The 22977-nt window shown below is 67.1% G+C and carries 18 protein-coding genes; 12 read left to right on the forward strand and 6 right to left on the reverse strand.

What is annotated here, in order from left to right; genetic code table 11:
* Positions 1-1272, reverse strand: a complete 1272-nt coding sequence (locus tag AC5RUO_RS14195) for a serpin family protein (protein WP_494103860.1) — start codon at positions 1270-1272, stop codon at positions 1-3.
* Between the two features lie 231 nt (positions 1273-1503).
* A complete protein-coding gene (locus tag AC5RUO_RS14200; protein ID WP_494103861.1) occupies positions 1504-2925 on the reverse strand; it encodes an MFS transporter in 1422 nt (473 codons plus the stop codon).
* Positions 2926-3130: 205 nt separating this feature from the next.
* Between AC5RUO_RS14200 and AC5RUO_RS14205 the strand changes: the two genes are divergently transcribed.
* From AC5RUO_RS14205 to AC5RUO_RS14215, 3 genes are read left to right on the forward strand one after another with little or no spacing between them, the layout of a single operon-like run.
* A complete protein-coding gene (locus AC5RUO_RS14205; protein ID WP_494010825.1) occupies positions 3131-3799 on the forward strand; it encodes a response regulator transcription factor in 669 nt (222 codons plus the stop codon).
* On the forward strand, positions 3796-5250 hold the full coding sequence (locus AC5RUO_RS14210) for a sensor histidine kinase (RefSeq protein ID WP_494103862.1): 1455 nt from the start codon (positions 3796-3798) through the stop codon (positions 5248-5250). The genes AC5RUO_RS14205 and AC5RUO_RS14210 overlap by 4 nt, the downstream gene beginning before the upstream one ends.
* Positions 5243-6247: a TAXI family TRAP transporter solute-binding subunit gene (locus tag AC5RUO_RS14215; RefSeq protein WP_494103863.1), complete on the forward strand. Its 1005-nt coding sequence runs from the start codon at positions 5243-5245 to the stop codon at positions 6245-6247. Before AC5RUO_RS14210 ends, AC5RUO_RS14215 begins: the two co-directional genes overlap by 8 nt.
* 9 nt (positions 6248-6256) lie before the next feature.
* Here AC5RUO_RS14215 and AC5RUO_RS14220 read toward each other — a convergent pair whose 3' ends face one another.
* Positions 6257-7768 (reverse strand): helix-turn-helix domain-containing protein, encoded by a 1512-nt coding sequence (locus AC5RUO_RS14220; RefSeq protein ID WP_494010989.1) that lies wholly within the window; start codon positions 7766-7768, stop codon positions 6257-6259.
* A 147-nt stretch (positions 7769-7915) separates the two neighbouring features.
* On the opposite strand from AC5RUO_RS14220, the gene aceA reads away from it, so the two are divergent.
* Positions 7916-9247 (forward strand): isocitrate lyase, encoded by a 1332-nt coding sequence (gene aceA / locus AC5RUO_RS14225; protein WP_494103864.1) that lies wholly within the window; start codon positions 7916-7918, stop codon positions 9245-9247.
* A 221-nt stretch (positions 9248-9468) separates the two neighbouring features.
* Positions 9469-11121, forward strand: coding sequence for a malate synthase A (gene aceB / locus AC5RUO_RS14230; RefSeq protein WP_494103865.1), 1653 nt, complete (start codon positions 9469-9471; stop codon positions 11119-11121).
* A 264-nt stretch (positions 11122-11385) separates the two neighbouring features.
* On the opposite strand, the gene AC5RUO_RS14235 is transcribed toward aceB, so the two are convergent.
* A complete protein-coding gene (locus AC5RUO_RS14235) occupies positions 11386-12579 on the reverse strand; it encodes an MFS transporter (RefSeq protein WP_494103866.1) in 1194 nt (397 codons plus the stop codon).
* A gap of 142 nt (positions 12580-12721) precedes the next feature.
* Between AC5RUO_RS14235 and AC5RUO_RS14240 the strand changes: the two genes are divergently transcribed.
* On the forward strand, positions 12722-13681 hold the full coding sequence (locus AC5RUO_RS14240; protein WP_494103867.1) for a D-2-hydroxyacid dehydrogenase family protein: 960 nt from the start codon (positions 12722-12724) through the stop codon (positions 13679-13681).
* Positions 13682-13828: 147 nt separating this feature from the next.
* On the opposite strand, the gene AC5RUO_RS14245 is transcribed toward AC5RUO_RS14240, so the two are convergent.
* Positions 13829-15049 (reverse strand): ROK family transcriptional regulator, encoded by a 1221-nt coding sequence (locus AC5RUO_RS14245; RefSeq protein WP_494010832.1) that lies wholly within the window; start codon positions 15047-15049, stop codon positions 13829-13831.
* 139 nt (positions 15050-15188) lie between these two features.
* Between AC5RUO_RS14245 and AC5RUO_RS14250 the strand changes: the two genes are divergently transcribed.
* The 6 genes from AC5RUO_RS14250 to AC5RUO_RS14275 are packed head-to-tail and all read left to right on the forward strand — an operon-like array spanning position 15189 to position 20824.
* Entirely contained in the window at positions 15189-15935 is a 747-nt protein-coding gene (locus tag AC5RUO_RS14250) for a sugar phosphate isomerase/epimerase family protein (protein ID WP_494103868.1), read from the forward strand.
* On the forward strand, positions 15932-17074 hold the full coding sequence (locus AC5RUO_RS14255; RefSeq protein WP_494103869.1) for a Gfo/Idh/MocA family protein: 1143 nt from the start codon (positions 15932-15934) through the stop codon (positions 17072-17074). Before AC5RUO_RS14250 ends, AC5RUO_RS14255 begins: the two co-directional genes overlap by 4 nt.
* Positions 17075-17091: 17 nt before the next feature.
* Entirely contained in the window at positions 17092-18255 is a 1164-nt protein-coding gene (locus tag AC5RUO_RS14260; RefSeq protein WP_494103870.1) for a Gfo/Idh/MocA family protein, read from the forward strand.
* A gap of 1 nt (position 18256) precedes the next feature.
* Positions 18257-19258: a sugar phosphate isomerase/epimerase family protein gene (locus AC5RUO_RS14265; protein ID WP_494103871.1), complete on the forward strand. Its 1002-nt coding sequence runs from the start codon at positions 18257-18259 to the stop codon at positions 19256-19258.
* 4 nt (positions 19259-19262) lie between these two features.
* Complete coding sequence (locus AC5RUO_RS14270) at positions 19263-20279, forward strand: Gfo/Idh/MocA family protein (protein WP_494010837.1); 1017 nt, start codon at positions 19263-19265, stop codon at positions 20277-20279.
* Positions 20280-20290: 11 nt separating this feature from the next.
* A complete protein-coding gene (locus tag AC5RUO_RS14275; protein ID WP_494103872.1) occupies positions 20291-20824 on the forward strand; it encodes a GNAT family N-acetyltransferase in 534 nt (177 codons plus the stop codon).
* A gap of 4 nt (positions 20825-20828) precedes the next feature.
* Here the strand turns inward: AC5RUO_RS14275 and AC5RUO_RS14280 are convergent, their stop codons facing one another.
* Complete coding sequence (locus tag AC5RUO_RS14280; protein ID WP_494103873.1) at positions 20829-22967, reverse strand: amylo-alpha-1,6-glucosidase; 2139 nt, start codon at positions 22965-22967, stop codon at positions 20829-20831.
* Positions 22968-22977: the final 10 nt, after the last annotated feature.

Consider the following 22977-nt stretch of genomic DNA (forward strand, 5'->3'; position numbering starts at 1 on the left):
TCACGAACGCGGGTCGGCCACCTTCCCTATGAAGAGCGGCAGCCCCGTTCCGCTGTGGACGATCTGGTAGTGGAACGGCCGGTCGAAGGCGATCGATTCGGCGGGCTCGGGCGGTGCACTGACGGCCCGTCCATTCAGCTGCGTGACAGCGGCCGCCACAGTCCCCTTCTCCGCCACGGTGATGTTGGCGGCCTGGGCGGCCTGCGTCAGCTTCAGCCCGGGCTGGATCGCGTCGAAGTCCGTCTCCGTGGTGAGCGTGCGGGACAGGCCCATGGCTTCCAGGACCTTCCGAAGGTCGAAGCTGCTCTTGTGGTCCCAGCGGGGCAGCGTGATGCGGACGGGCTGGACCGGGGCGGACTCCAGCACCTCGCCGATCCGGGCCAGCTCGTGCGCAGACAGTGTGGCGGGGGTGCCGGCCGCCGGCAGCACCAGGCGCATCACGGCTCCCTCCGCATAGGGGAGGTCCACCGCCCGCCACCGCTCGCTCTCGGCGTACTTCATCCCCACTGCCTGGCTCATTGTTGGAACACTCGCCACGTCGCCGTTTCCGGTGGTGAAAGGCCTGTCCGTGGTGTCGGCAGGGTCGAAGGGGGTGTTCCAGGCCGCGGCGAAATAGATGGCATTGAGGAGGCTGAAGGTGTTCCTGGGATCGAACTTGGCCGGGGCTTTCTTGATGCGCCCGCCTGTGTTCCTGTCCACCCATGCGTCGATGGCGGGTTCAGTTGCGTTCCGGTCACGGAAGTCGACCATGTGGACGCCCGCACCGTAGTGCCGGGCCAGGCCGGCCAGGTAGCCCTCGCCCACCGGGGTGTGCCTGTCCAGGAAGAGGCCGTTGGCAAGGTGGATGACGGGCTTCCGCGGCGGATTGTCTTCGTCAACGGCGCCGGGATCGCCGTCATATATTTCGACGGCGGCGAGCAAGGCGTTCGCTGCCTCGTCGCGGCGTGCTCCGGGAAGGGCGAGGACGCGGTCAAGTTCCGCGGCCGCCTCGCCGCCCGCTCCGGACCGAAGCATCAGCAGCGCTGTAAGCAGGCTTCCGGGTGCTGCGACGACGTTACCGGCGGCGCCGTCCCCGCCGTCGGCAAGGAGGGCCGCACCCAGCGTGTAGGCGGAGGTGCGCAGGGCACCAATTTCAGCAGGATAGGCAGCGGCGTCCAGCGAGACCCGCTCCACCCCAGGTGCCGTCACCAGCTCCGGGGGCGCGGTCGCGCAAGCGGGAAGCACAGCCACAAGCCCCAGCATTGCCAGCACCGCACGCCGTGGAACGTTCATGTCTTCCCCTGTGCTTCCCAGGCAGGTAGGCCGCGGCAGTACCGCCACCAAGGACCGGATGGTTCCAGTAGAGCAGGGGGCGGGCTGCCGGACGATGCCGGAAGGGTTACGGTTTGCGGTCGTTTCGGTCACGCCCCGACGCCGGACGGTCCCCTGCGCATCACTCCGGCCGGGCGCGTTCGACGGCGGCACGCGGCGCCGGCGTCGAACACCACCGGCGCCGCGCCTTACCTAGCGGTGGGCACCTGCCAGGGTGCCGGCGTCGTCCGTCTTTGCGGCGGCCCAGGCGTCGCCCTGTTCCCTGTCCAGGTGCGTGGCCTTCTTGTTCTTGAGGGCGAAGATGTAGACGACCAGCGAAATGGCGATGGCGGCGGTGACGTAGGTGAAGAAGAGCTCCACCTGGCCTGCCTTCTGCAACGCCGCGCCGATCAGCGGGACCGTGCCGCCAAAGAGCGAGTTGGCAATCGCGTAGCCCAGGCCCACGCCCAGGGCACGGATGGAGGCCGGGAACAGCTCCGCCTTCACCAGCGCGTTGATGGAGGTGTAGCCGCCCACGATCAGCAGTCCGCCCATCATCAGCAGGAACGCGGTGAAGGGGTCCTTGGTGCCGGAGAGCGTGGAGAGCAGTGGCCAGGTGAAAAGGACGCCGGTGATGCCGAACCAGACGAGCAGCGGCTTGCGCCCGATCTTGTCCGAGATCAGGCCATAGACGGGCTGCAGCAGCATGAAGATGAACAGTGCCCAGAAGTTGATCACTGAGGTGTCGGTCTTGGCGATGCCGGACGTATCGTTCATGAACTTCAGGATGAAGTTGGTGTACGTGTAGAACGCCACGGTTCCGCCCAGCGTGACGCCGATGCAAATCAGCAGCGGCCGCCAGTGGCTGGTGAACAGCAGCTTGAGCGTTCCCGGCTGGGCTTCGCCCGGAGCCTGGACGTGAGCCGCACGGATCTGGTCCGTGGAGACGGTTTCCTCCATGGACCGGCGGAGCCACAGCACCACCAAGGCTGCCACGCCGCCCAGTGCGAACGGAATCCGCCAGGCCCACTCGTTGAGCGCTTCACCGCCGACGGTGTTTTGCAGGATCACCAGGACCAGCAGGGCCAGCATCTGGCCGCCCACCAGGGTCACGTACTGGAAGCTTGAGAAGAAGCCGCGGCGGCGCGACGTGGCGGCTTCGGACATGTAGGTGGCGCTGGTGCCGTACTCGCCGCCCACAGAGAAGCCCTGCAGCAGGCGGACCAGCACCAGCAGCACCATGGCCCAGATACCGATGACATCCTGGGTGGGCAGCACGGCGATGGCGAACGAGCCCGCGGACATCAGTGTCACGCTGAGGGTCAGGGCTGCCTTGCGGCCGTTGCGGTCGGCGTACCGGCCGAAGAACCAGGCGCCGATGGGCCGCATGAGGAACGACGTCGAGAAGACAGCCATTGCCTCCAGCCCGGCCTGCAGGTCGTCCTTGGAATTGAAGAAGTGGGCCTGGAAGTAGGCTGCGAAGACGGTGTAGACGTAGAGGTCGTACCACTCCACCAGGTTGCCGGCGGAGCCTTTGAGGATGTTGCCCACGGCCCGGCGGGTCTGCGCTGCTTCGGTGAGGGGTGCCCCAGGGTGGGCCGCACTGTTCGGCGGCGCTGCTTGTTCGGTGCTCATCAATGAACCTTCCTTGCGTGAACAGTCTTCCGAAAGCGCGGAGGACCCCCACCAAACTATGGGTGACGCACGGCACAACCAACGCGGCGGCTGCTTTCCTAACACTTCCTTAGGATTCAGGCCCGCCCGGGAAAAAACGCCCGCCAGAAGGTAGTCTCCAAAGGCGGGGACGGCTCAACCCCGGCAAAGGACAAGGAAGATGGCAATGGACGTGTTGATCGTCGAGGACGACGACGCCATGGCCGGCGCCCTCACAGCCGGTGTGGCGACGGCGGGCCTGAAAGCGACCAGGGTGTCGCGTGGCGCGGACGCCCTGCTGGCCCACCGGAACTTCCACGTGATCCTCCTGGACCTGGGCCTTCCGGACATGGACGGGCTGGAGGTGCTGCGGAAGCTCCGCCAGGTTACCGACTGCCCCATCCTGATCCTGACAGCGCGCGACGACGAACGCAGCGTGGTGCTGGGCCTTCGTTCCGGCGCTGACGACTACCTGGTTAAACCGGTCAAGCTCGTGGAACTGCTGGCACGGATCGAAGCAGTGACCAGGCGTATGCGGCGTGGCAGCGGAAGCACCCCGCACACCATTGTCCTGGATGACGTGGAGGTGGACCTGGACCGGCGGACCGCTGCGAAGGACGGGGCCCTGCTGCCACTGACGGCTACCGAATTCGGCCTGCTGGCCCTCCTGGCCCGGAATGCGGGGTCAGTGGTGACCCGGGAGCAAATCCTTGACGCCTTGTGGGGCGACGCGTTCCTGGCTTCCTCCCGGTCGCTCGATGTCCACCTCACCGGGCTCCGCGCCAAGCTGCAGAAGCCCGGGTTCATCATCAATGTCCGCGGCGTCGGCTACCGGGTGGAAGCGGAGAGCCGGTGAGGCTGCGCGTTCTCGGCGTCCTCAGCGTGCTGTGCCTGCTGGTGGTCTTCCTGGTCTCGGGCACCATCCTGGGAAGCGCCGCCCGCGAACTCACCCAGGAAGTCCAGATCAACAGGGCCGCATCCCTGAACCGGCTGGCGCAGGTGGCTTTCGACGCTGCCGCCGACGGGGACACAGTGCAGCTGCAACGGGAGATGGACACCTACTCCGGCCTTTACGGGGAGGGGGTTGTGGTGCGGCTGCAGCAGGGCATCCTGGCGTCAGGCGGCCTGGCAGGAGACCGGGCAGATGTTCAGGACGCGCTGTCCCGGGCCGGTCTCAATGTCACCGATACGGCCCTTGCCCCGCTGGGGCCCTTCGGGTCCGGCTCCGAACTGATCTTCCGGCCGTTCGGCAGCGCCAGCCAGGTCCTGGGCGGTGTGGTCCTGGACGTCCACCTGGATACGGCGCGCCAGAAGCTCCGCGGGCGTTGGCTCCTGGTGGGGGCTGCCGCCGTCGCGGTGGCCGCGGTCCTCCTGCTGGCTGCCGCACGGGTCACCTCCTGGGTGCTGCGGCCGGTCCTCCGGCTGAACTCGGCAGTGACCGAGCTGGCACGGACAGGGCGTGCAGGCCGCCTGCCGGAGGACGGTCCGCCCGAACTGCGCGAACTGAGCCGGTCCTTCACCGCAATGGCGCGCACGGTCGGCGCCAGCATCGAGTCACAACGCCAACTGATTGCAGACACCTCACACCAGCTGCGGAACCCCATAGGGGCGCTGCGGCTGCGGCTGGATGTGCTGCAGCTAGAACTCCAGACAGCCCGCGAGCGCGAAGCCGCAGAGAATGTGATGGCGGAACTGGAGCGGGTGGAGGACATCCTGGACGGGGTGCTGAAGCTTGCGGCCGCGGAACACCGGGCTTCCGAGGATTCGGCGCGGCCCTTCAGCGCTGGTTCCCGGCCGGCCGTCGAACCGTCCGACCCCTTCCCGGTCCTGCAGGGGGAAGTTGAGCGCGCCGCTCCTGCCGCAGGGCGTGCGGGGTGCCGGCTGGTCCTGGCCGAGGCTCCCACCCCGCCGGCGGAAGTCGCCTGCCACCCGGCGGAACTGGGCCAGATGGTGGGGGAACTCCTCACCAACGCCATCAAATATGCCGCCGGGGCCACGGTCACCGCTGCGGTCCGCCGGCAGCGGGACCGGGTCATAGTGGAAATTTCCGACGACGGGCCGGGCCTTTCCGAGCAGGAACGAACCCGTGCCGCAACGAGGTTCTGGCGCGCACCACGCCATGCACCGGTGCCCGGGACGGGATTGGGGATGACCATTGTGGGCGAACTCGCCGCAGCCAACGGCGGCCGGCTGGTGCTCGCTGAGGTGGCGCCCCACGGCCTGTGCGCCCGGCTGGAATTCCCGGCAGCTCCTTCGGTTGCTGCGCGCCCGGCTTCCGGCGCGGAAAGAGGGCTGGCTGATGGATGACCGCTTTCCCGCGCTGGTTCCTTCCCGGCGGGTGTTCTTCAAGACCGTCCTGTCAGCGGCGGCGGCCGCCGTGCTGCCGGCAGCCCTGGCCGCCTGCTCGGGACAACGTCCCGGCCTGCTGACCGTGGCTGGCGGCGAGCCGGGCGGATTTTACCTTGAGTTCTCCACCCTCCTGGCTGCGTCCCTGGAGCGCCATGGCGTGGCGGACAAGGCTGAGGCGGTGTCCACCGGCGGCAGCCTGGACAACCTGGCCGAACTGCGTGCGGGCAGGGCCACGTTCGCGGTCGCTCTTGCGGATGCGGCAGCCGCAGCCCCGGAACCAGGCACGGAGGCGGTACCGTTGACGGCCCTGGGCAAGGTCTACGAAAACTACGTCCACTGCGTGGTGCGCCGAGACAGCGGAATCGTGGATCTGTCCCAGCTGGCCGGACGGACCGTGGCGGTCGGCCAGCCGGGATCCGGAACATCGCTGACCACCCCACGGATTCTGGCGGCAGCCGACCTCGGTACCAGCACGAACGGTGGCGCAACTGCGGACGGGATGGTCGCCGTCGTAAGCCTTGGGCTGAACGACGGCCTGGCCGCCCTGAAGGCGGGAACGGTGGATGCCCTTTTCTGGTCCGGCGGCGTGCCAACCGCCGCGATCACCGCCGCCCAGCAGGAGGTGCCGCTTGCACTGCTGGACCTTTCGGCGCTGCTGCCCGGACTGCGCGAACGGCATGGCGGGCAGTATGACCGCGTGCTCATTCCCGAGGGTAGCTATCCCGGCGTGCCGGCGGCCTGGACGGTGGGCGCCGCGAATCTGCTGCTGTGCCGGGCGGACCTGGATGCCGCCACCGTGGAACGGACCGTCCAGCTGCTGGTGCACCACGCCGGCGAACTGATCCCGCAATCCAGCCTGGGCGTCCAGTTCCTCAGCCCGGAAACCCTAATCAACACGGTCGGTATCCCGCTCCATCCGGCCGCGGCCGACGCCTACCGGGCGCTGCACGGATAAAGGGCGCCATCAGCTTCCGGAGTGGGCCTGCAGGAAGCTGTATACCTCCGTCTCGTCCACGCCGGGAAAGGCTCCCGGCGGCATCGCGGCCAGGAGGTGCGAGTGGGCGCGGGCTGAAGGCCAGGCGTTACCGGCCCATTCGGCGGTGAGGGCCTCCGGCGGACGCTTGCAGCACGTGGGGTCGGGGCAGTTGGAGGCGGCCCGGGCGGTGGTTTCGCGCCCGCGGAACCACTTCACGTGCTGGTAGGGCACCCCGATGCTCAGCGAGAACTCGCCGGTGGCCGAGCGTTCCGTGCGGGCCGTGCACCAGTAGGTGCCCGAGGGGGTGTCCGTGTACTGGCTGTAAGCGCTGAATTTGTCCGGCACATCGAACACGGCGCGCGACGTCCACGCCTTGCAGGACGGCTGGCCCTCGATGGCTCCGGTATGGTCCTGCGGGAAGTTCACGCCGTCGTTCTCGTAGGCCTTGTAGATGATGCCGCTCTGGTGCGTCTTCTGGAAATGGGTGGTGATACCCAGGTGTTTGGTGGCGAGGTTGGTGAAGCGGTGGGCAGCGGTCTCGTAGGAAACGGCGAAGGCGTCGCGGATGTCCTCCACGGCGATTTCCTTGGCAGCTTTGGCTTTTTGCAGAAATTCCACCGTTGCCTGCTCGGGCAGGAGCAGGGCGGCGGCAAAATAGTTGGTTGCCACCCGCTGGGCCAGGAAATCCCCGTAGTTGCGGGGTGTCTCATGGCCCAGAACGTAGTGGCCCAGAGCCTGGAGCAGGACCGAGCGCGGATCGTGGTCCTGCCGCTGGCTCTGCGTCAGGTAAATTTTGCGGTTCTTCAAATCAGTCACGGAGCGCGTGGAATGGGGCAGGTCGCCGACGTGGTGCAGGGTGAAACCAAGGTGCGCGGCAATGTCGGCAATGACGTGCTGGCTCAGCGGACCGGTGGTGTAGCCCACCTCCTTGAGGACCTTCTGCGCCTCGGCTTCATACTCCGGAAAGTAGTTGCCGCGCTCCCGCATCATCGCCCGCAGTTCCCCGTTCGCGCGGCGCGCTTCTTCCGGGGTTGCCACCTGCTCGTTCATCTTGCGCTCGAGCTCCTGCAACAGGCCCACCTGGGCTTCCAGGACATCCAGCGGCAGCCGCGAACTGATACGGATTTTGGGCAGGTTCAGGGACTCATAGAGGGGGCCGCGCTGGTACCGTTCCAGTTCGATTTCCAACGCTGCGCGGCGGCTCGGGGGCTCCGCTCCGAGCAGCTGGTCAATGCTCACGCCGAGGGCGCCGGCAAGGTGCTGGAGCAGGCTGAGTTTGGGCTCGCGCTTTCCGTTCTCGATCAGGCTCAGCTGGCTGGGCGCGGTCCCGACGGCGGTGCTCAGGTCATCGAGCGTCAGCCCGGCCTGTTTGCGCAGATGGCGGACACGGCGGCCCAGGGAGATGACATCAAGGTCCGTGGACACGGAGGACGAAGGCTGGGAAACGTCCCTGTTCCAGCTTGAAGGCGACATTTCTGCAGAATACGCGAAGAAGTGGATTTCTTTCCACCCTTTTTGCCTAGAAAGGGGGTTGAAAGTGCTGAAAAGTAGTTCACACGGAAAGAACACCGCACCGGAAAACCGGTGGGAACCTCAACGACGAGGTTCCCACCCACCGATTCCGGAGCTCAATCTAGGAGATCAACGATGACTGCAGCATTTGAGCCCACCCAGCAGCCGTCCGCCCAGGACACTGCAAGCGAGCAGGCCGCCTCCCTGGAGCTCGAGTGGGCCGCCAACCCCCGCTGGGAAGGTGTGACCCGGGACTACTCAGCCTCCGACGTCGTCCGTCTCCGCGGCCGCGTCTCCGAAGAACACACCCTGGCCCGCCGTGGTGCGGAAAAGCTGTGGAAGCAGCTGACCGAAGAGCACAAGGAAGGCAAGTACACCAACGCCCTGGGCGCCCTGACCGGCAACCAGGCCGTGCAGCAGGTCAAGGCCGGCCTGCGGGCCATCTACCTTTCCGGCTGGCAGGTCGCCGCGGACGCCAACAACTCCGGCCACACCTACCCGGACCAGTCCCTCTACCCGGCCAACTCGGTCCCCACCGTGGTCCGCAGGATCAACAACGCCCTGCTCCGCGCCGACCAGATCGAGTTCGCCGAAGGCATCCAGTCCGTTGAGGACTGGCTGGTCCCGATCGTCGCCGACGCCGAGGCCGGCTTCGGCGGCCCGCTGAACGCCTACGAGCTGATGAAGTCCATGATCCAGGCCGGCGCCTCCGGCGTGCACTGGGAGGACCAGCTCGCCTCCGAGAAGAAGTGCGGCCACCTCGGCGGCAAGGTCCTGATCCCCACCCAGCAGCACGTCCGCACCCTGAACGCAGCCCGCCTGGCCGCTGACGTCGCCGGTACCCCCACTGTCGTCATCGCCCGCACCGACGCCGAAGCAGCCACCCTCATCACCTCCGACGTGGACGAACGCGACCGCGAGTTCATCACCGGTGAACGCACTGCGGAGGGCTTCTACAAGGTCCGCAACGGCATCGAACCCTGCATTGCCCGCGCCAAGGCCTACGCCCCGTACTCCGACCTGATCTGGATGGAGACCGGCACCCCGGACCTGGAACTGGCCCGCAAGTTCGCCGAAGCCGTCAAGGCCGAGTTCCCGGACCAGATGCTCTCCTACAACTGCTCGCCCTCGTTCAACTGGCGCAAGCACCTGGACGATGCCACCATCGCCAAGTTCCAGCGCGAACTCGGCGCCATGGGCTTCACGTTCCAGTTCATCACCCTGGCCGGCTTCCACGCCCTGAACTACTCGATGTTCGACCTCGCCCACGGCTACGCCCGGACCGGCATGAGCGCCTACGTCGAACTCCAGGAAAAGGAATTCGCCTCCGAATCCCGCGGCTACACCGCAACCAAGCACCAGCGCGAAGTCGGCACCGGCTACTTCGACACCATCTCCACCGCGCTCAACCCGAACGCGTCCACCCTCGCCCTCGTGGGATCCACCGAAGAGGGCCAGTTCCACTAGACAATTTACGACGGCGGTTGTCGCCCCGGCCTTCGGACCGGCATCGCTCTGCCTGCTATTCCCCACGTCCCGGTTTGGACCTCGCTGAGCGAGGCCCGACCGGGACGCAGGGCCCCTTTTACGCAGGCTGCCACGACACCGGCTCCTCGGCCTCGTGCCTCAGTCGCCGCCCCGCCGCCTACCGCCGTCGAACTTCCTTTTCGTCTTTAAGGAGACTTGAAATGAACAGCTTCACCGACTCTTTCACCATCAATGGGATCACCCTGACCGCGCAGCCTGTATGCCGGCAGAATGAGGTGCTGACTCCGGACGCCCTCGAGTTCATTGCCAAGCTGCACCGGGCCACTGCCGGGCGGCGCAAGGAACTGCTGCAGGCGCGGCGGGCACGGCGCGCCGAGATTGCCGCCGGCGCGGATCCCCGGTTCCTGCGGGAGACCGAGCACATCCGCAACGACCCATCCTGGCGGGTCGCTCCCCCGGCCCCGGGCCTGGAGGACCGCCGCGTGGAGATCACCGGCCCGGTGGACAAAAAGATGACCATCAACGCCCTGAACTCCGGCGCCAAGGTCTGGCTCGCGGACATGGAAGACTCCTCCACCCCCACCTGGCGCAACGTCATCAAAGGCCAACTGAACCTCACCGACGCCCTGGAACGCCGCATCGACTTCACCACCGATGAGGGAAAGGAATACAAACTCCGCCCCGCCGACGACCTGCCCACCATCGTGGTCCGCCCCCGCGGCTGGCACCTGCCCGAAAAACACATGCTCATCGACGGCCAACCCGTCGCCGGCGGCATCGTGGACTTCGGCCTCTACTTCTTCCACAACGCCCGCCGCCTCCTGGCCCAGGGCAAGGGCCCGTACTTCTACCTGCCGAAAATCGAAAACCACCTCGAAGCCCGGCTCTGGAACGACATCTTCATCCTCGCCCAGGACCTCCTCGGCATCGACCAGGGCACCATCCGCGCCACGGTGCTGATCGAGACCATCACCGCAGCGTTCGAAATGGAGGAAATCCTCTACGAACTTCGGGACCACGCTGCCGGCCTGAACGCCGGCCGCTGGGACTACATCTTCTCCATCATCAAGAACTTCCGCACCCGCGGCCCCCGCTTCGTCCTCCCCGACCGCGGCCAGGTGACCATGACCGCACCCTTCATGCGCGCCTACACCGAACAACTGGTCCGGGCCTGCCACAAGCGCGGCGCCATGGCCATCGGCGGCATGGCCGCGGCCGTGCCCAACCGCAAGGACCCCGAAGCGAACGCCAACGCCCTCGAGAAGGTCCGTGCGGACAAGACCCGCGAAGCCAACGACGGCTTCGACGGCTCCTGGGTGGCCCACCCCGACCTCGTCCCGGTATGCCGCGAGGTGTTCGACACCATCCTCGGCGACAAGCCCAACCAGCTCGACAAGCTCCGCAACGACGTCACCCCGGACGACCGAGCCCTGATCAACATCGCCTCACTCCACGGCACCATCACCGAACAAGGCATCCGGAACAACATCGAAGTCGGGATCCGCTACATCGAATCCTGGCTCCGCGGCAACGGCGCAGTAGCCATCCACAACCTCATGGAAGATGCCGCCACCGCCGAAATTTCGCGCTCCCAGCTCTGGCAGTGGATCTACGCCCGCGCCATCACCGACCATGGCGAAATCATCACGAAGGAATGGGTGGAGCACATGCTGGAGGAAGAGTTCGCCCGGCTTGAGCGCTTCGACGGCGACCGCTTCGAAGACGCCCGCGACATCTTCGAAGAAGTCACCCTCGCCCAGGACTTCCCGTCCTTCCTCACCCTCCCCGCCTACGCCCGCTACCTCACCGAAGCCCGTGAAAAGGCCACCGTCGAGGAACTCGCCGTGGCCTGACAAAGTTTCCGTCCGCCGGACCGGCACGCCCTTCGCAACAGGCACCTCCGAAATCCGGAGGGCGGGCCCGGCGGCGGAGCAACCCTTTCGGACCCTCTCTCACTTAATGCAAGAAAACCCGTGACGCTCTCTCACTTTTCTCAAAAAAGTGAGAAAGCGTCGGCCGTCAAGCTGCGGTAAGTGAGAGAGCGTCGGCCGTTAAGCTGCGATAAGTGAGAGAGCGTCCGGGGGAAGGGAGAAAGAACGACGACGGCGGGAGGCGGCTTAGCGGCCTTTCGGCACCTTCCGCACGGAGAGGGTGGTCCCGAAGCAGAAGGCGAGCACCGAGGCCAGAATGACCAGCAGCGCCGGAGTCCAGGAACCCGAAACGTCGCGGACGAAACCCAGCAGGGGCGGCGCCACGGCGGCGAGCGCGTAGCCCAGGCCCTGGACCGTGGCGGACATCTTGCCCGCGGAGGCCTGGTCGCGTGCCAGCCGGATAATGGCGATGAAGATGACCGTGATGCCTCCGCCCTGGGCGATGCCGCCGAAGACGGACCACAGCCACCACAGCTGTGGCGCCAGCAGCAGCCCCACCGGAACGGTCAGCCATAAGGCACCCACGGTGACCGCCACCGTCGTCGGACCCCAATATTTGGCGGCAAACGGGACGCCCAGCGCGCCCACGATGGCGAGGATCTGGAAGATGGAGGAGGCGGCGCCGGCCTCGGCCACGGACATGCCAAGCTCGTCGTGCAGGTAGCCGGGGAGCCACGCGGTGACGCCGAAGTAGGAGAAGGCCTGGCCGCCGAACCCGGCCGTCAGTCCGGCGGTAATCCAGCCGAGTCCGCTGACGGGCGGCCGCCTGATGTCAGTGCCGTCCGCGCCGGAAACCAGGAAGGCGTTGCGGGGCCCTACGGCAAGGGTCCAGACGACAATCGCCGCCACGGCCAGGACGGCCAGCGCACCCAGCGCAAACCGCCACCCGGCCAGGTCAGCGAGCGGTGCCGTCACCACGGACGTCAGGAACGAGCCGATGTTCAGCGCCGCCGTGTAGATCCCCATCGCGGTTCCCTGCCGGGCCGGGGCAAAGTCCCGCCGGATGATCAGGGGCGCCGCAATGTTCCCCACGGTGATGGCGGCACCGATCAGCACCGTTCCGGCCACCACCAGTGCCGGGCCGCCGGCCGAGCGGACCAGGACGCCTGCCAGGACCCCAAGGATGGTCAGCGTCACTGCGAATTCGGCACCGAACTTCCTCGCCTCGAGGGAAGCCAGCGGCGCGGCCAGCGAGAAGCAGAGGACGGGGATGCTCGTCAGAAGCCCCAGCATGACCGGTGAAAATGCCAGTTCTGCCTGCATCAGGCCGACCACCGGGGCGACCGCCACGAAGGGGCCCCGCAGATTCAAGGCGAGGAGACCGATGCAGGCGAGCAGGATCCAGCTGGCGGGAATGCGGGCGAGGGACCGGCCGCTCATGCGGCAAAGTGCTGGGTAACCGGGGGTTTCATCACTCCCATTGCTTATCACGCCCCACCGGTGCGGGGTTTCGGGCCGTGCCGAGGGCGCCCTGCCATACGATGAACATCACGCCAGGAACTTCGGGATTAAGGACACCGCCATGCAGCACCGCCTTGCCATCCTTGACGACTACCAGGACGTGGCGCACGGCTTCGCGGACTGGGCAGCGCTTGAAGCCGAGGGCGTCTCCGTTACCACGTTCCGGGAGCCCTTTGCCTCGCGCGCCGCCCTGGTCTCGGCGCTGGCTGACGTGAGCATTGTGGTTGCCATGCGTGAGCGGACGGCATTCCCGCGTGAGGTGTTCGAGAAACTGCAGGCCCTCCAGCTCCTGGTGACCACGGGGATGGCCAACGCGTCCATTGACGTTGCCGCCGCCACGGACCACGGGGTAACGGTGTGCGGTACGCCCGGCTCGCCCACCGCCGCCCCCGAACTGACGTGGGCCCTGCTGCTCGCCGCCGCACGGCACCTGCCGGCGGAGGAGAACTCGCTGCGGACCGGAACCTGGCAGTCAACCGTGGGGTTTGAGCTGGCCGGCAAAACCCTGGGCATTGTGGGGCTGGGGAAGATCGGGCGCCGGGTGGCCGGGTACGGGCGGGCGTTCGGGATGGACGTCGTGGCGTGGAGCCAGAACCTCACCGCCGGGGCGGCGGAAGAGGCCGGGGCACGGCTGGTGTCCAAGGAAGAGCTGTTCCGCGCCTCGGATGTGGTGACGCTCCACCTGCGGTTGTCCCCGCGCTCCGAGAAAACGGTTGGAGAAGCGGAACTGCGGCTGCTGGGCCCCGAGGGGATCCTGGTGAACACCGCCCGCGGTCCGCTGGTGGACCAGGATGCATTGATCCGGGCGCTCAGCCAGGGCTGGATCCGCGGTGCGGCCCTGGACGTGTTCGACGAGGAACCGCTGCCCGCGGGGCATCCGCTGCTGGCCGCCCCCAACACCGTCCTCTCGCCACACCTTGGGTACGTCACCCAGGAGAGCTACCGGGAGTTTTACGGCGGAGCGTTCGAGGATGTGACTGCCTGGCTGGCCGGCTCCCCTATCCGCACCATCAGCGGCTGACGCTGAAGTACCTCGTACGACGACGGCCGGGCGGGGGTCCGCACCCCGACGCTGTCGGTGCCGCGGGGGGCCAAGCGGGTTCCGGCGTATCCTCTCAGCCAGCGGACGGGCCGCTCATCGACGTGCTGATGGCGCCGTAGCCGCTGCTCAGCCTGCAGCGGCTGTTCCCGCAAGCGTTGCCTCGATGGCCGCCGGCGAGAGAACGTACTCGGTGACCATCCGGCTGGCGCCCAATATTGCCGCCTGGTCCCCGGCAATTGAGACGGCGATCCGCAAGTGCGAGGTGGCCAGTGGCTGCGACCGCCGGTACACCACTTCCCGGATGCCGGCCACCAGGTGTTGCCCTGACACACCGATGCTGCCGCCCACCACAATCACAGACGGATTGAGGAGGTTCACCACTGTGGCCAGCACCTCACCGACATCCCGGCCCGCCTGGCGCAGGGCCTGGATGGCCTGAAGGTTGCCGTCGGAGGCGAGCCGGAGGACATCAGAGCCCTTTGCCGCATCCAGCCCCTGTTCCCGCAAAGCGCGGGCAATGGCGGGGCCTGACGCCAGGGCTTCGAGGCAGCCATAATTCCCGCACGCGCATTGCACGTCTACGCCCCTCGCCAGCTGGACATGTCCCAGGTCTCCGGCGGTGCCGTTGGCGCCGCGCTGCAGTTCGCCGCTGCTGATAATTCCGGAGCCAATGCCCGTGGCCACCTTCACGAAAAAGAAGTTGCCGTGCTCCGGCCAATGGGCGGTCCGCTCCCCCAGGGCCATGATGTTCACATCGTTGTCCACCAGTACAGGGACGCGGAGGGACTGCTGCACGTAGCCAACCACGTCGAAGCCGTCCCAACCCGGCATGATGGGAGGCTTCACCGGCTTTCCCGTATCGTGCTCCACCGGGCCGGGCAGGCCGATGCCCACGCCCGCAAGCCCGCCGGCCTTCCGCCCTGCCGAGGCGAGCAGTTTCCTGCCCTGCCCCACCACCTCGTCCAGCACGGCTTCCGGGCCGTCCGACACCTGCCGGGCAAGCCGTTGTTCGGCGAGGATCTTCCCGTCCAGGTCGGTGACGGCCACGATCACGTGGCTTGCCCCGACGTCGACGGCCAGGACCACGCGCGACGAGGGGTTGAAGGCAAAGCGCGACGGCGGCCTGCCGCCACTTGAGCTCGCCTCACCGGCGGGCCCAACCAGGCCGGACAGCATCAACGCTTCGATCCGGGATGCCACGGTGGAACGTGCAAGGCCGGTGCTTCCGGCCAGCTCAGCCCTGGTGCGTGCCTTGCCGTCCCGCAAAAGCTGGAAGAGGTCTCCGGCCCGCCCCTGGGACGCCGGGTACTCGAGGAGGGCAGCCCCTTCTCCATGGCTTTTGGTCATCAACCATAGATAACACGGCCACTTCATGCTGTCACGTCAACAACTTTTGCTTGACGTCCGTCAAAAGTCCTTCTAGCTTTGCACTAGACCGCCTCGCCCCTTTTTATGCCGAATGCCCGCCACCGACGCCAGGAGCACCATGTCCTACGCACTACAGCTGTACACCGTCCGCGACGCAATCTCGAAGGACTTGCCGGGCACCATGAGAAGGGTTGCCGGGATCGGTTTTTCCCAGGTGGAGCCGTACAACTTCGTTGCCACCGCCAAGGAACTTGGCGCCGCCCTCAAGGAGAACGGCCTCACCGCGCCCTCCGGCCACGCACCGCTGCTGAGCCAGGACCAGGACGAAATCTTAGCTGCGGCCAGGGACCTCGGCATCCGGACGGTCATCGAACCCTACATTCCGGCGGAGCGGTGGCAGAAAGAGGAGGACATCCAGGAAACGGCAGCGCAGCTGAACGCCGCCGCCAGGAAAGGCGCGGAATACGGTGTCCGGGTGGGCTACCACAACCACGCCTGGGAGCTGGAGTCCATCATCGACGGCAGGACCGCACTGGAATACTTCGCGGACCTCCTCGATCCGGAACTGGTCCTGGAGGTGGACACCTACTGGGTGGCAGTCGGCGGCCAGGACCCGGTGGAGATCCTCACCAAACTCGGCGACCGGGTGAAATTCATCCACATCAAGGACGGACCCCTGACCACGGACACCAAGGCCCAGCAGCCCGCCGGGCAGGGGAAGGTCCCGGTCATCGATGTGATCGCCGCCGCAAAGTCCCTGGAGGTGGGCGTGGTGGAGTTCGACGACTACTCCGGCGACATCTTCGAGGGCATTAACGAAAGCCTGTCGTTCCTGCTGGCATCGGGTGAAGGGATCAAGGCATGAGCACCCCCGCAACCGCAGCCTCTTCCCGCCGGGGTCCGGTGGGTGTCGGCGTCATAGGCGCCGGCAACATCAGCAAGCAGTACCTGGACAACCTCACGGTTTTCCCGGACCTTAAAGTCCACGTCATCGCGGACTTGTTCGAGGAGGCCGCCGAGGCCCGGGCCAGGGAATACGGCATTCCTGAGTGGGGCGGCGTGGAGAAGGCGCTGAACCACCCCGGCGTCGAAATCATCGTCAACCTCACCATCCCGGCGGCCCACGTCGAGGTGGCAACGGCAGCCGTGAACGCGGGCAAGCACGTCTGGACCGAAAAGCCCATCAGCCTGGACCGGGACTCCGGGCTGGGCCTGCTCAAGGCCGCCGACGCTGCGGGGATCCGGCTCGGCTGCGCGCCCGACACCTTCCTGGGCGCCGGCCTGCAGACCGCACTCCGGCTGATCCAGCGCGGCGACATCGGCACCCCGTTGACCGCGATGACCACGTTCCAGACCCCGGGCCCGGAGTCCTGGCACCCCAACCCGGCCTTCCTCTTCCAGTCCGGGGCAGGCCCGCTGTTCGACATGGGCCCCTACTACCTCACCACCCTGGTCCAGGCCTTCGGCTCCATCCGCAAAGTTGCCGCCGTCGGCTCCAAGGCCAAGGAGGTCCGCGTCATCGGCTCCGGCCCGACAGCCGGCGAGGAGTTCAGCGTGGAGGTGCCCACGCATGTCTCGGCCATGGCCCAGTTCGAGTCCGGCGCCTCCTCGCACAGCGTTTTCTCCTTCGAATCCCCCCGGGCCCGGATGGGGTTCGTTGAAATCACCGGTACCGAGGCCACCATCTCTTTGCCGGACCCCAACAACTTCGACGGCGAAACCAGGCTCTGGCGCGCCGGTGACGAGGACTGGACCACCATCCCGGCCACCGGTCCGGCCAACGGCCGTGGCATGGGAGTGCTGGACATGGCCCGCTCCCTCCGCGCCGGCGTCCCCCACCGCGCCACCGGGCAGCTGGCGTACCACGTCCTGGACAGCATGGTCTCCATCTCCGAATCCATCGCATCCGGCACCTTTGTCGACGTCGAAAGCTCCGCCCCCACGTCCGCTCCCCTGCCCGAGGACTGGGCACCGGAAACCCAGACCCTTGGCGGCACCGCATGAGCCAGGCGTCAGGGACCATGGATCCAGGCACAAAGGGTCCGCTGGGCATCGCCGCCATCGGCTATGCCTTCATGGGGAAGGCCCACTCCAATGCGTGGCGAAACGTTGCCAGTTTCTTCGACGTCCCGGCAATCGAGCAGAAGGTCCTGGTGGGCCGGGATGCAGGGCAGGTGGCGGAGGCGGCCGCGAAGTACGGCTGGGAAGAGGCCGCCACGGACTGGCGCGACGTCATTGCCCGGGACGACATCCACATCGTTGACATCTGCGCACCGGGCTGGATGCACGCCGAGATCGCCATCGCCGCGCTCGAGGCGGGCAAGCACGTCCTGGTCGAGAAGCCCCTTGCCAACACACTCGCCGAAGCCGAGGCCATGACCGCGGCTGCGGCGGCCGCACGCGCCCGGGGTGTGCAGTCGATGGTCGGCTTCAACTACCGGCGCGTGCCCGCCCTGGCCCTGGCCAGGGAACTCATCGCCGAAGGCCGGGTGGGAGCGGTACGGCACGTCCGTGCCGCCTACCTCCAGGACTGGCTGGCCGACGACCAGGCACCCATGACCTGGCGGCTCCGTAAGGAGACCGCAGGGTCCGGGGCCCTCGGTGACATCGCCTCCCACGCAGTGGACCAGGTCCTGTTCCTGCTGGGCGGCCAGGTCACCGAGGTCACCGGCCGGCTGCAGACCTTCGTGGACCGCCGCCCGGGCCCGGACGGCCCGGAGGACGTAACGGTCGACGACGCCGCCTGGGCAACGCTGACCCTCGCCTCCGGAGCCATCGCCTCGGTGGAGGCTTCCCGGGTGGCCACCGGTCAGAAGAACAGCCTGAAGATCGAAATCTACGGGGACAAAGGCAGTATCCACTTCGACCTGGAAAACCTGAACGAACTTGGCTTTCTTGACGCCACCGCCCCGGCACGCGAACAGGGCCTCCGGCGGATCCTGGTCAGCGAACCGGACCACCCCTACCTGGACGCGTGGTGGCCGCAGGGCCACATCATCGGCTGGGAGCACACCTTCACCCACCAGATCCGCGACTTACTCACCGCCATCCAGGAGGGAACCCAGCCCTCGCCGTCGTTCGAGGAAGGGCTGAACGTCCAGTACATCCTCAACGCCGTGGAGGAATCCGCCGCCGCGAAAAGTGCCCTCGTCCATGTTCCCGCCAGAACCTCCGAAGGAGCCTGACATGCCCCGCGCATTCACCCTGTTCACCGGCCAGTGGGCCGACCTGCCCTTCGAGGAAGTCGCAAAACTGGCTTCCGGCTGGGGCTACGACGGCCTCGAAATCGCCGTCTCAGGCGACCACCTGGACGCCTGGCGCTGGGACGAACCCGGCTATGTGGAATCCAGGCTCGAGGTCCTGGACAAGTACAACCTCAAGGTCTGGGCCATCTCCAACCACCTCACCGGCCAGGCTGTCTGCGACGACCCCATCGACTTCCGCCACCAGGGCATCGTCCGGTCCAAAGTCTGGGGCGACGGCGATCCCGAAGGTGTCCGCACCCGCGCCGCCGAGGAAATGAAATACACCGCCCGGCTGGCCAAGGCCCTCGGCGTGGACACCGTCGTCGGCTTCACCGGCTCCGCCATCTGGCAGTACGTCGCCATGTTCCCGCCCGTCCCGCAAAAGGTGATCGACGCCGGCTACCAGGACTTCGCAGACCGCTGGAACCCCATCCTGGACGTCTTCGACGAATGCGGCGTCCGCTTCGCCCACGAAGTCCACCCGTCCGAGATCGCCTACGACTACTGGACCACCGTCCGCACCTTCGAAGCGATCGGCCACCGCGAGGCGTTCGGGCTGAACTGGGACCCGTCCCACATGATGTGGCAGGGCATCGACCCCGTCTCCTTCATCTGGGACTTCAAGGACCGGATCTACCACGTGGACTGCAAGGACACCAAGATCCGCCAGACCGGCCGGAACACCGTCATGGGCTCCCACCTGGCCTGGGGCGACCCCCGGCGCGGCTGGGACTTCGTCTCCGCCGGCCGCGGCGACGTCCCCTGGGAAGCGTCCTTCCGCGCCCTCGCCGCGATCGGCTACGACGGCCCCATCAGCGTCGAGTGGGAAGACGCCGGCATGGACCGCCTGCACGGCGCCCCCGAAGCCCTCGCCAACCTCAAGAAATTCGATTTCCCCGCCTCCACCGCGTCGTTCGACGCCGCCTTCAGCAGCAAGGACTAGGGCCGTGACGAACCACAGCAGCGGCACCTCCGACGGCCGGTTCCGCTGGGGAATCCTGGGCACCGGCTTCATCGCCGACCTGCAGGTCCGCGACCTCCTGGACAACGGGTTCGCGGTCCAGGCCGTGGGCTCCCGATCCGTGGAAACGAGCCGGGCATTCGCGGCGCAGTTTGGCATTCCCACGGCCCACGGCAGCTACGAGGACCTTGCGGCCGATCCCGACGTCGACGTGGTGTACGTTGCCACTCCCCACGTGTTCCACCACGAAAACACCCTGCTGGCCCTGAACGCGGGAAAGCACGTGCTGGTGGAAAAGCCATTCACCATCAACGCCCGGCAGGCACAGGAGATCGTGGACGTTGCCGCCGGAAAGGGCCTGGTGGCGCTGGAGGCGATGTGGACCCGCTTCCTGCCTCACATGGCGCGGTTGCGCGATATCGTGGCCGACGGGACCCTCGGCGAGATCCGCAAGGTGGTGGCGAGCCACAACCAGGACCTTCCCAAGGACCCCGCGCACCGGCTCAATGATCCGGCCCTGGGCGGCGGCGCCCTCCTGGACCTGGGCATCTACCCCATCGCCTTTGCCTTCGACGTCCTGGGCGCACCGCAGCGGATCCTTGCGAGCGCTGCCATGACCGCAACCGGGGTGGACCGGCAGACGGCGGCCATCTTCGAGTATGCGGACGGGCAGCAGGCGATCGTTGACTGCGCGCTGGACACGGCGGGGAACAACCGGGCGGCCGTAATCGGAACCGGCGGCTGGGTAGAGATTGATTCCGTTTGGTACAATCCCACCCCGTTCACCCGGTACGACGTTTCCGGAAACATCGTGGAGCGCTTCGACGAACCCGTGCAGGGCCGGGGCATGCAGTACCAGGCCGCGGAACTGGAACGGCTCGTCAGCGACGGGCTCACCGCGGGCAGCGTGCTGCCGCCCGGCGAGAGCGTGGCCATCATGGCCGCCATGGACGAGATCCGGCGCCAGATCGGGCTCATCTACGACGCCGACCGGCAGCCTTAGGATAGGGCACCGTGAGCCACACCATTCGCAGGGCAACAGCGGACGACGCCGGGGCGCTGGCTGCGCTGGCGGCCGTCACCTTCCCGCTGGCCTGCCCGCCGTCGTCGTCACCCGAAGATATTTCGGCCCACCTGGCCAATACGCTCAGCGAGCGGCACTTCCGGGGCTACCTCACCGACCCGGACATCATCATCCTGGTGCTGGACTCCGGCGGCCCGCTCGACGGGTACAGCCTGTTGGTCAACCGCCCGGCGGCTGACCCCGAGGTGGCCTCCGCGCTCACCCTGCTGCCGTCCGTGGAGCTCAGCAAGTGTTATGTCCACCCCGGGCACCATGGCCTGGGCGCGGCAGCCGAGCTGATGCACGCCAGCCTCCAGGCCGCCGCTGCCGCCGGCGGGGCCGGGGCCTGGCTGGGCGTCAACAGCCAGAACGCCAGGGCCATCCGCTTTTATGAGAAGTCAGGGTTCCGCAAGGTAGGCACCAAATCCTTCCAGCTCGGCGGCACCGTGGAACACGACTTCGTGCTGGAGCGCGAGGTCCCCTAGTTCCTCAGTAGCCCTCCGGCGGGTAGGCCAGGGGTGGGCGGGGAACCGGCAGCAGCTTCACGCCCGGCGGCAGCCCGTCGATGCTGCCGTCAGTCCCGCGGGCCTTGATGGTGATCCGGGACGTGTCCAGCAGCACGTTCTCGGCCCGGAACTCGCCCACGGATTCCGGCAGGATCGGCGACAGATGCACTAGTCCGCGGGTGTAGACGGGATCGAAGCGGAGCAGCACGCGGGCCAGCTGCACCGGCGCAGCCGCAGCCCAGGCCTGCGGCGAGCACGCAGTGGGATAGGGCACCGGCCCCGGGAACTCGCCCCGGTCAAAGCCGCAGAAGAGTTCGGGCAACCGGCCATCGAAGTGCTCAGCGGCGTCGAAAATCCCTTCGGCCACCCGTTTGGCCTCTTCCACGAAGCCGTACCGCATCAGTCCGGTGGCAACCAGCGCGGTGTCATGGGGCCAGACGGAGCCGTTGTGGTAGCTGACGGGGTTGTATGCCCCCATGTCGGAGGCCAGCGTCCGGATCCCCCAGCCGGTGAACATCTGCGGCGACATCAGGTGTTCGGCAACGGACGCCGCCTTGTCCTCGTCCACGATCCCGGTCCAGAGGCAGTGGCCCATGTTGGAGGTGCAGGCGTCCACCTGGCGCTTGTCCTTGTCCAGTGCCACGGCAAAGTATCCCTTGTCCGGCAGCCAGAACTTCTCGTTGAAGGCAGCTTTCAGCTCGGCTGCACGCTCCGCCCAGTGGTTTTCCAGCGCCACGTCCCCGTCCCAGCGGGCAAGCAGTGACCGGCCGATGTAGGCGGCGTAGACGTAGGCCTGGACTTCGCACAGTGCGATGGGGGCTTCCGCCATGGTGCCGTCGGCGAAATTGATGCCGTCCCAGGAGTCCTTCCAGCCTTGGTTGGCCAGGCCGTGGTCATTGGGCCTGCAGTACTCCACAAACCCGTCGCCGTCCCGGTCTCCGTACTTCTCAATCCAATCCAGTGCCCGGTCCGCATGCGGCAGCAGCGGCCGGATGACATCGCGGGAGAGCCCCCAGCGGCTCAGTTCGCCCAAAAGGGCAACGAAGAGCGGGGTGGCATCGGCCGTTCCGTAATAGGCGGTGCCGCCCAGGGACAGTCCGGCGGTTACGCCAAGCCTGACCTCGTGGGGGATGCGTCCGGGTTCCTCCTCGGAGTCCGGGTCAACCTTCTTCCCCTGGATCCCCGCCAGGGTCTGGAGCGTACCTGCGGCCAGGTTGGGGTTAACCAGCAGGCTCATGTAGGACGACAGCAGGGAGTCCCGCCCGAACAGGGCCATGAACCAGGGGGCGCCGGCGGCAACTGCCGCGCGTTCCGGATGGTGGGCGTCGAAGATGCGCAGTGCACCCAGGTCCCGCTGGCTCCGGTTGAGCAGTTCCTGCAGCTTGACGTCCTCGATGCTGAGCCGCGGTACGCCTTCTTCCCAGTCCAGGTGCCGGCGGACGCCCTCGCGGTGGTGCGGCAACTGCCCGTCGCGGAATGGTTTCTCGGGCGGCAACCCGTTCACCAGCGGCACAACGATGATGCTGACGGCCCATTTGCCCCGGCCCGGGATGGTGGCCCGGAAACGGAGCCCGTCCGTGCTGACCTCCGCGCCTTTGGCACTGACCACCGTTCCGCGCTGCTGGCCGTGCCGGGTGGCTTCGATGACGAGCCGGCCGTCCACCACTTCCCGGGTCGCGTCGTCAATGCCGGTGGTCCGCGCACCCTTCACGTCGAAGAGGTCGGCCTGGTCCGAATCCACCAGGAGCTCGATGTCGCATTCCACCGGTTCGGCGGCAAAGTTCTCCAGCGTGATGTCGTCCTGGAGTCCCGGCCCGATGTGGCGGATCTGCCGGACCACCAAGGGGCTGTCAAACCGGCCGCCGGGCCAGGTTGCCCTGCCCACGAAGGTCGCTTCGAAAGGATGCGGCCGCTGCGCCACCAGGGGTTCGCGCAGGGCGCCGTTGATGCGCAGGACCCAGGCGGAAATGATGCGGGTGTCCTGGAAGAAGACGCCGTTCGCGCTGCCGTCGGGGCTGATATCACCGCTTCCGGACGAGATGCAGAACGACGAGCCTTCCAGGATAGTTACGGAGCCGGAGTCGGACACGGATGCCTCGTTGTCTTCGTTCCAGGCGGTCATGGAAGGGACT

This window comes from Arthrobacter sp. Y3221087 (assembly GCF_059089905.1).